Consider the following 355-nt stretch of genomic DNA (forward strand, 5'->3'; position numbering starts at 1 on the left):
ATGTAGTAGATCCAGCAGATGCAGACTCTGACGCAGATGCAGACGCAGATTCTGATGCAGACGCAGATGCAGACTCTGACGCAGATTCTGATGCAGACGCAGATTCTGATGCAGATGCAGACTCTGACGCAGATGCAGACTCTGACGCAGATGCAGACGCAGATTCTGATGCAGACTCTGATACAGACGCAGATTCTGATGCAGACGCAGATGCAGATGCAGATTCTGATGCAGACGCAGATTCTGATGCAGACGCAGATTCTGATGCAGACGCAGATGCAGACTCTGACGCAGATGCAGATGCAGATTCTGATGCAGACACAGATGGAGACGGCATCACAGATGATGTTGATAC

Annotated in this window: 1 protein-coding gene; it reads left to right on the forward strand. The window is 50.4% G+C overall.

The window, feature by feature from the left end; all coding sequences use genetic code 11:
• Window positions 1-355 (forward strand): hypothetical protein (locus CD147_RS12650; protein WP_206185161.1); only part of this gene is annotated, 355 nt, incomplete at both ends.

This window comes from Staphylococcus devriesei (assembly GCF_002902625.1).
In the GTDB taxonomy this organism is placed as follows: Bacteria; Bacillota; Bacilli; order Staphylococcales; family Staphylococcaceae; genus Staphylococcus; species Staphylococcus devriesei.